The sequence below is a fragment of the Rhizobium ruizarguesonis genome, from assembly GCF_012349115.1.
Classification (GTDB): domain Bacteria; phylum Pseudomonadota; class Alphaproteobacteria; order Rhizobiales; family Rhizobiaceae; genus Rhizobium; species Rhizobium ruizarguesonis.
Window position 1 is genome coordinate 1 of sequence record NZ_PQIG01000140.1, and the last position, 7,901, is coordinate 7,901.

Consider the following 7,901-nt stretch of genomic DNA (forward strand, 5'->3'; position numbering starts at 1 on the left):
CATCCGGCCGCCGCACGATGGCGCGGCCGATCGCCACGCGCTGGCGCTGTCCGCCGGAGAGCTGGCCCGGACGGCGCTGCAGGAAAGGCTCGATCTCCAGCATGCGCGCAGCGTCCATGATGCGCGCTTCGATCTCGGCTTTGGCCACCTTGGTGTTCTCGAGCCCGAAGGCGAGGTTTTCCCTGACACTCATATGCGGATAGAGCGCATAGGACTGGAAGACCATGGCCAGGCCGCGATCGGCGGCGCTGATAGCGGTAACATCCTTGCCGTCGATGGCAATGTTGCCGCCAGTCGGCTTATCGAGGCCGGCGATGAGGCGCAGCAGCGTCGATTTCCCGCAGCCGGAAGGGCCGACAAAAGCGACGAACTCGCCGTCGTTGACATGAAGCGAGACATCGCGAATGACCTCGACGGCGCCGAAATTCTTGACGATGTTCCTGAGTTCGAGCCCGCTCATGCACTCTCCTGTTTTTATATGTAAGCCGGTCTATTTCAGCCCCGAGCCGGCGATGCCTGTGGTGATGAAACGCTGCAGGAAGACGAAGATCAGCACGACCGGGATCATCGAGACGACGGTCATGGCGAGGATGTAGTGCCATTGCACATTGAGCTCGCCGGCATAGACGTTAAGGCCGACCTGCAGCGTATAGAGTTCCTTGCGCGAGAGCACGATCAGCGGCCAGAGGAAGTCGTTCCAGCGCCAGACGACCGAGAAGATCGCCAGCACTGCGAGAGCCGGCGCAGACAGCGGCAGGATGATGCGCCAGTAAATCTGCCATTCGCTGGCCTTGTCCATGCGCGCGGCGTCGAGCAATTCGTCGGGGATCGTCAGCATGTATTGCCTGAGCAGGAAGACCCCCGTCGGGGTGGCGACCGTCGGCAGAATGACGCCCCAGAGGCTGTCGAAGAGGTTCAGCGTGCCGATGACGGAATAGAGCGGCACGACGATGACCGAGAGCGGCACCATCAGCGTCGCCAGGATCATCAGCATGACGGCGGTGCGGCCGGGGAACTGGTATTTCGACAGCGCGAAGGCGGCCATGGAATTGACGAGCAGTGTAGTCGCCGTCGCCACGACGGTGACGAAGACGGAGTTGCGCAGGAACAGGAAGAAATCGAAGCGCTGGAAAGGTTCGGTGTAGTTGCCGCCGGCGAATTCGACCTGACGCACCGGCGTGCGGTCCTTGATATTCGCCTTGACGATTTCACCCGGCTGTTTCGGATCGACCATCTGGCCGATGATGCCGATGCGGCGCACTTCGGCGAGCACGCGCGTGCTGCCATCCGGCATCGCGACATTGTAGAGCGGCAATGGCTTGTCGTAACCCGGCACCACGGCCTGTTCGGTGACGTAAGGCAGGACGGACGGCGGGAACTCGGCAAGGGCTGCCGGCGTCTTGAAGGAAGAGAAGACAAGCCACACGGCTGGGCCGAACATCAGGAAAACGCCTGAGATCAGCCAGATCCAGGTGACGACATCCGTCCAGTGCCAGCCGCGGCCGCGGCGGCGGAGCAGAAAGGTAGAGACAGCGCTCATTGGCGTGCTCCCTTCTTCTCGTTGCGGCTGCTGACGCCGAGCTGGACCAGCGTCAGGATGACAAGCACGATGCCCATCAGGATCGAGGCGGCAGACGCCAGCCCCGGATTGCGCAGCGAACTCGCAAAGCCGGTCTCGTAGATATATTGGGTGATGTACATGGTGCTGGTGCCCGGCCCGCCACCGGTCAAAACGAAGACCTCATCGAATATCTGCACGGCGCGGATCAGCGCCAAGACCAGCACGACGATGAGGTTCGGCATCAGCAGCGGCAGGGTGATGCGCCGGAAGATGCGGATCGGACGGGCGCTGTCCATTGCCGCCGCCTCGTAGAGATCCCGCGGGATCGCCTGCAGGCCGGCGAGCAGGATCAGCGCATAAAAGCCCATATGTGCCCAGACCGAGACGAAGACGGCGAAGAAGAACGCCCAGAAGCGATCGCTGAGCCAGGAGAAAGGTTCGAAGCCGAAGGGGCTCAGCGCATAGTTCAACAGGCCTTCGCGCTGCAGGATCCATTTCCAGATGAGGCCGACGACGACGGGCGACAGCAGCACCGGGAAGAAAAAGACGGCGCGCCAGAAGCCGCGATTGGAAAGCTCGCGGTTGAGGATCAGCGCCGTTGCGAGCGCTGCGATCAGCATCACTGTGACCTGGAAGACGACGAAGACGGCGGTGTTGCGCACCGCCGCCCAGAAGGTGTCGGCCGCACAGGTCGAGGGATCGAGATAGCTGCGGCAATCGAAGAGGATGCGGTACTGGTCGGCGCCGACATAGGTCCTGTTCTGCAGGAAGATGGCGCTCCCGCTTGTCGTCGAATAGATGAAGTTGATGACCAGCGGCAGCAGCACGAAGACGGTGAAGATCAGCATGTTGGGCGCCAGGAAGACGCCCGCCATGCCGTTCAGCCCGGTCAGTTTCTGCCAGCCACGCATGGGAATGTCGACGATCCCCATGGCAAGCCGGACAGGCGCAAGGAGCGCCTGCCGCAGATCAGTTTTGACTGGTGGTTCAGAAGAAACCGTCTTCGCCGTCATCTGTTCTTCCGTCAGTTGCCGGCGACCTTGGCCTTGATGTCCTCGTCGATGCGGGCATAGGCGTCATCGAGCTTCATTTCGCCGGCGATCACCTGGCTGATGCGGGCGACGATGGCGCTGTAATAGGCGTCCGACCACTTCCAGCCCGGCAGCTTCATGGCGGGTGCCGCCGTCTGGCCGGCCGCTTCGACGAAGGCCTTCAGCGCCGCCTGCACATGCGGATTGTCGGTCTTGAAATCCATCTGGCCGGCGGCAACACCCTTATGCGCCGGAATGAACAGGCTGCGTTCGGCAAATTCCTTCTGCACGTCGGCACCTGCCAGGTAATCCATCACCTTGGCGACGTCCTTCGGGTTCTTGGTGTATTTGACGGCAACCAGACCGGCGCCGCCCTGCATGCCGGAGCATGCGGCCGAACCGCAGGGGCTGCCCGCCATCACCCAGTCGAAATTGTCACCGATCTTCTGGGCGAAGCCCGAAACCTGCCAGCTGCCCGAATAAAGATAGGCAAGGCCGCCATTGATGAAGTCCTCGGCGGCGGAGCGGTAGGTGGTGCCGGCAGCACTGACCCAGACATCCTTGTTGATGGTGCCGTCCTCGTTCCACTTGACGAAGCGGCTGAGGAAGTCCTTGGCGCCCTGATCGATCGGCGCCGGCTTGCCGTCAGCGGCGATATAGTTGGCGCCGTAGGAGATATTCGGGCCGGAGACACGGTGGCCGGAGCGGTCGATCGCCATGGCGAAGACCTTCTGGCTGTCGGCAACCTTCTTGGCGGCCGCCGCCCAGTCGTCCCAGGTGGCTTTCGGACCGGGGATCTCGACGCCGGCCTGCTCGAACAGCGTCTTGTTGACGAAGCCGCCGGTCAGCGTCAGCTGCGTCATGAAGCCGGTGATGGCGTTCGAGCCGTCCGGACGCATCCAGTCGGCCTGGGCGCCGAAATTATCCTCCCAATATTTCGCGTCGGTGAGGTAGGGGCGAAGATCGAGCCAGTGCTGCGCCGGCGCCTTCAGATTGGTGAGGCGGGCGATATCCGGCCCCTGCCCGGCTTCGAGCTGCACCGGCAGCTGTTCCTTGACGACGTCATAGGAGACCTCGTCGAGGATGACATTGACGTCGGGATTGGCCTTCGAGAAGCGCGACAGCAGATCCTTGATCACCTCGCCTTCGCCGCCATCGGAATACCACATGATGCGCACGTCGCCGGCATGGGCGGCAACGGAGCTCAACAGAATTGCAGCAAAAGCCGCGCCGATCGATTTCATTCTGGTCATTTTCTCCTCCTCTTGACCGATCAATTCCTGCGTCCGGCCGGTCCTCCACCTGCCGGACATGTCGTCTACGAGGCCGCGCGCCGAGGCTGCCTGCCCGGTATCTTCAGATGTACCGCTTCTCCCCGCACCGACCAGTCCGTCGGGCGAAGAATACGGCCTTCGGCGCGCACGGTGCCGTCCTCTTCGAAGACGACCCGGCCATAATCCGGATCGACGACGATCAATGCACCCTCTTCGTCGCGCCGGGCCGAAAGCGTGGCGAAACGCGCCTGCATGCCGTCAAGGCCAACCTCGCTCCCGAGATCGGAGAGACGGACGATCCAGCGGCCGTTGCGGCCGGCCAGACGCAGCTCGATATCCGTCGTCGGGCCTTGTTTTACCGGCTCCAGTGCGCCGTTGCCGATCAGCATGGCAATGCCGTTGCCGGAGCGGGCGAGCGCCAGATTGCCGTCGACCACCGTGTCGTCGAAAGCCTCGAGCGGGAACCAGGCATGGGTGAAATCCGGCTGGCCCTCATGGATCTCGAAATCGAGGATCGCCAGATCGCGATATTGATGCACACGCGGCAGCGTTCCGCAGCCGCCCCAGAAGCTCGGCCGGCCATAACCGAACTGGATGGTTTCGCCGGGATGGTTGATCCAGATCTGCGCTTCCGGCCGGTCGCCCAAGCGCAGATGCAGCACCGTCTCCTGGTAGCCCCAGGCGCCGGGACGATAATGGGCGATGGTGCCGAGCGCAGTGTCGCGGGTCTTATAGTGGTAGAGGGCGGCAAAGCGGTTCTCGCCCTGGGAAAAGGTCCATTCCTGCGCGTCGTCGGCCTGGTGCGCCGCAATCGCCGCAAGCGCTTCTGGAAAACGCAGGCCGTGATCGCGGATGCAGACGGCAAGCTGCGGCAAAGCGTGAACGCGCCGGCCGTACCAACCGCGGCCCCAGAGCAGCCGGGCGATGGCTGAGAGTTCGACCGATCGGCCGGGGCGCAGCGTATGTTCGTAGGAGCGGCCCTGGCTGCCGGTCAGCATGCCGTGATGGGCCGAACGGGCAACGATCTCCATCAGGCGGACGATGCTGGCACTCGCCCGGTCGCGGATCGTCTCATCCGGCGCGCAGGCGGCGAGCGCCGTCAGGCCCTTGAGATCGATCGGGAAATAGGGAACGGAATTCCACTCGGCCATTTCCCAGCGCTCGAAATGATCGAGCCAGGCGCGGACACGCTCTTCGCCGACCTGCATCTGCTCGGCGCCGGTGCGGCCGGAACGGACGAAGACGGCATCGGGGAAAAGCCTGCCACCGAGATAGGCGGCGGTATGGAAGAGAAGCGCGTGGTTTTCCGAAAAATACCACTGAACGTCGTTGCCAGGCTCATCCATCCAGTAGCGGTAATTGAGGACGGCGTGCTTGATCCTGTCGCGCAGCGCGGGTGACAGCAAATCGCTCCAGCGCGTATAGGCAAAAAGCAGCGGCACCAGCACGAAATCCGCACAGTCGTGACAATCCTCGATAACAGGCAGCATGGCCGAGATCATCGCCTCGGTTTCCTCACCGCCCTGCCCCAGCGCAAGACGCGCGAAAGCGCAGACCGTGTCGGGCTCGGAATGGGCGGCGACCTCGGCCAGCGCCTCGGCGACGCGGTCCTTCAAGGCGGCGGGCGCTTCCCCCTGCCGCTCGGGATGACAGATCTCGACGCCGAGCGTGCGACTGAGCGAAAGCGCGCCTGTTTTGAAGGTGATGCGGAAATGGCGGAAATCGGCGGGCATATCAGCCGAGGTGCCGAGCGCCAGTTTCGTTGCTCCCGCTTCCAGCTCGAAATCATAATCGAAGCGCTCGATCGACATGAAGTCGCCTTCGATCTCGACATGACAGCTCAGCGCCGCCGGCAGCGGCGCGGGAAAAAGGATCGTCACGTCTTCGCCGAGATAGGCGGTGCGGTCGAAGCGCATGCCTTCGAGGATCAACTCCAGCGCATCTGCATCACCGTCGGCGATGGGAACAGGCAGGGCAGTTTCAACTTCCGGCCCTTCGACATAGTCCAGCTGGAAATAGAAACGCGCGTCGCGCTCGGCGAGATCGTCGAAATAGACGCGGATCTCGTTGAGGCCGGCCGCCAGTTCGACCTCGAACAACTGCTCGGCTTCGAGATTGCGCTTATAAGGCGCCATGAAGCCCTGCTCGCAGCCATTGACGAAGAGGATCGCGCCGCCGCAGGTCGACAGGCGAAGCGTCGCACGCCCCACTGAGCGGGCATCGAGGAAGGTACGCGCCCAGCAGCCGATGCGCGTCGGGCGAAACCAGAAGCCGGAGAGATCGACACGCGGGGAAGCAAAGGGAAGCCACCAGCGGACGGCCTCGAATTCGGCAGCCGGTTGCGGCCGCCGGCCGGAGAAGGATTTTTTGAATTCGGTGCGGCAGGGATATTCATGCGGGATGAAATTCTTCGTCTTGGTGACGAAGAAAAACGGATCCATGCTGCCTTCCATCGGACGGTCGGCGATGTCGTAGCGCTCCTGCCACAGATGGGCGAGCTGCCAGTAGACGATCGGGCTATCCTTCGCCGTTGCGCGGCGGAGATGGGATTGCTGCTCAGTGGTCATATTTCAGCCCGCTCAAGCCTTGGGACGCCGGGTAAAACGCCGACGCATGGATTGGCCTTCACGCCGCATCTTCAAAGCCTCCCTGCTCTGCCGCTTGTCGCGGACTCCTCAAGCAACAATTGTGCATAGGCATTCCATTTGCGCAATCTGAAAGATTTTTGCATGATGGAGAGGGCGTGAGGAGATGACATGGTGGTGGATGAGAAAAAAGGCAGGCGTACGCGCCTCGACGACATTGCCGCCAGATGCGGCGTCTCGATCAGCACGGTGTCTCGTGCCCTGGCCGGCGAAAAGGGCGTCAGGCCGGAGATCCGCAAGCTGGTGCTGGAAACGGCAAGTGCGGCCAGCTACGCGCTGCCGGCAAGCGTTGCCGGCAAGAAGGTCATGCTCGTGGCCTCCGGCGCTGCGATGATCGACTATGTCCGCAACCAGTTCACGCTCTATGTGCTCGAAGGATTGAATGGGCGTGCCGCCGCCCTCGGCATCGAACTGGCGATGCGGCCGGTCGCCGACAAGGGGGATGAAGCCCGCGTCGTCGCCGAGATGCGTGATGATCCGAGCTTTGGCGGCATGCTGATCCTGACCGTCGACGAAGAGGAGATGCTGGCGGCGGCGGCTAATCTCGGAAAGCCCGTCGTGCTCGTCAACAGCGACGATCCCTATATGCGGCTTTCGAGTGTGACGCCCTGCAACCGCTCGGCCGCCTTCATCGCCGCCGAGCGGCTGATCAAGGCCGGGCATGAACGCATCCTGTTCATGCTGAGGCCGGGTCGGCGGACGATCGAACGGCGCCTGGAGGGCTGGCGCGATGCCCTGCAGCATCATGGGCTGACCGCCGATGCCGATCTGGTGCTCGAGGTCGACGACTGGTTGCCGGAACTCGGCGCCGAGGCGGTCACCCGTCTTGTCCGCGAGAAAGGCCTCTCCTTCACCGCCATCCTGACGGCGGGCGACAGTCTTGCCAATGGCGCGGTGCGCGGATTGCAGGCGATGGGTTATGCCGTGCCGCAGGACATCTCGGTCATGGGCATAGACGACCTGCCGCAATCGGCCTTTCTCAATCCGCCGCTGTCGACGGTGCATATTCCGATGCGCGAACTCGGCGCCACCGCACTCGATCTGCTGCGCGACATGATGCTCGGCCTTGCGGCCCCACGGCGGCGGGTCGAGCTTGCCTGCCATCTCGTCGAAAGGGGCAGCGTTGCGGCGGTCAGGCATATGTCTGCCGTTACGGAAGGTCGCTGAGGACACGCGACATCTCGGCCAAGAGATTGCAGAGACCGCCCCTCATCCGGCTGCCGCCACCTTCTCCCCGTAAACGGGGCGAAGGGGATATGCCGCGACCTCTCCGTTCCCACCTGGCTCTCGCAGGGCACGTCCCCTCGCCCCGTTTTTACGGGGAGAGGGTTAGGGTCATATGCGCTAGGTTTAGCCCTGGACATAAGGAATCTGGTTGTGATTCAAGCTT

At 62.9% G+C, this 7,901-nt stretch carries 6 protein-coding genes; 1 reads left to right on the forward strand and 5 read right to left on the reverse strand.

All coding sequences use genetic code 11. From position 1 onward, the window contains the following. The 5 genes from C3Y91_RS36310 to C3Y91_RS36330 form a co-directional block, all read right to left on the reverse strand. Window positions 1-460 (reverse strand): ABC transporter ATP-binding protein (locus C3Y91_RS36310; RefSeq protein WP_168576396.1); only part of this gene is annotated, 460 nt, incomplete at its 3' end. A 30-nt stretch (window positions 461-490) separates the two neighbouring features. Further along, entirely contained in the window at window positions 491-1,540 is a 1,050-nt protein-coding gene (locus C3Y91_RS36315) for a carbohydrate ABC transporter permease (protein ID WP_168576397.1), read from the reverse strand. Continuing rightward, window positions 1,537-2,574: a carbohydrate ABC transporter permease gene (locus C3Y91_RS36320; protein ID WP_168576398.1), complete on the reverse strand. Its 1,038-nt coding sequence runs from the start codon at window positions 2,572-2,574 to the stop codon at window positions 1,537-1,539. Before C3Y91_RS36320 ends, C3Y91_RS36315 begins: the two co-directional genes overlap by 4 nt. A gap of 11 nt (window positions 2,575-2,585) precedes the next feature. Further along, the gene (locus C3Y91_RS36325; protein WP_017988289.1) at window positions 2,586-3,845 is read right to left on the reverse strand and encodes an ABC transporter substrate-binding protein; all 1,260 of its coding nucleotides are present in this window, start codon (window positions 3,843-3,845) and stop codon (window positions 2,586-2,588) included. Between the two features lie 65 nt (window positions 3,846-3,910). Beyond that, window positions 3,911-6,433, reverse strand: coding sequence for a hypothetical protein (locus C3Y91_RS36330; RefSeq protein WP_168576399.1), 2,523 nt, complete (start codon window positions 6,431-6,433; stop codon window positions 3,911-3,913). A 189-nt stretch (window positions 6,434-6,622) separates the two neighbouring features. Here C3Y91_RS36330 and C3Y91_RS36335 point away from each other — a divergent pair, with 189 nt between their 5' ends. After that, window positions 6,623-7,678, forward strand: a complete 1,056-nt coding sequence (locus C3Y91_RS36335) for a LacI family DNA-binding transcriptional regulator (RefSeq protein ID WP_168576400.1) — start codon at window positions 6,623-6,625, stop codon at window positions 7,676-7,678. Window positions 7,679-7,901 lie beyond the last annotated feature (223 nt).

Excerpts from the sequence above, each read along its gene's own strand:
- C3Y91_RS36315 (WP_168576397.1), bottom strand. The coding sequence starts at position 1,540 with ATGAGCGCTGTCTCTACCTTTCTGCTCCGCCGCCGCGGCCGCGGCTGG.
- C3Y91_RS36320 (WP_168576398.1), bottom strand. The coding sequence starts at position 2,574 with ATGACGGCGAAGACGGTTTCTTCTGAACCACCAGTCAAAACTGATCTG.
- C3Y91_RS36325 (WP_017988289.1), bottom strand. The coding sequence starts at position 3,845 with ATGACCAGAATGAAATCGATCGGCGCGGCTTTTGCTGCAATTCTGTTG.
- C3Y91_RS36330 (WP_168576399.1), bottom strand. The coding sequence starts at position 6,433 with ATGACCACTGAGCAGCAATCCCATCTCCGCCGCGCAACGGCGAAGGAT.
- C3Y91_RS36335 (WP_168576400.1), top strand. The coding sequence starts at position 6,623 with ATGGTGGTGGATGAGAAAAAAGGCAGGCGTACGCGCCTCGACGACATT.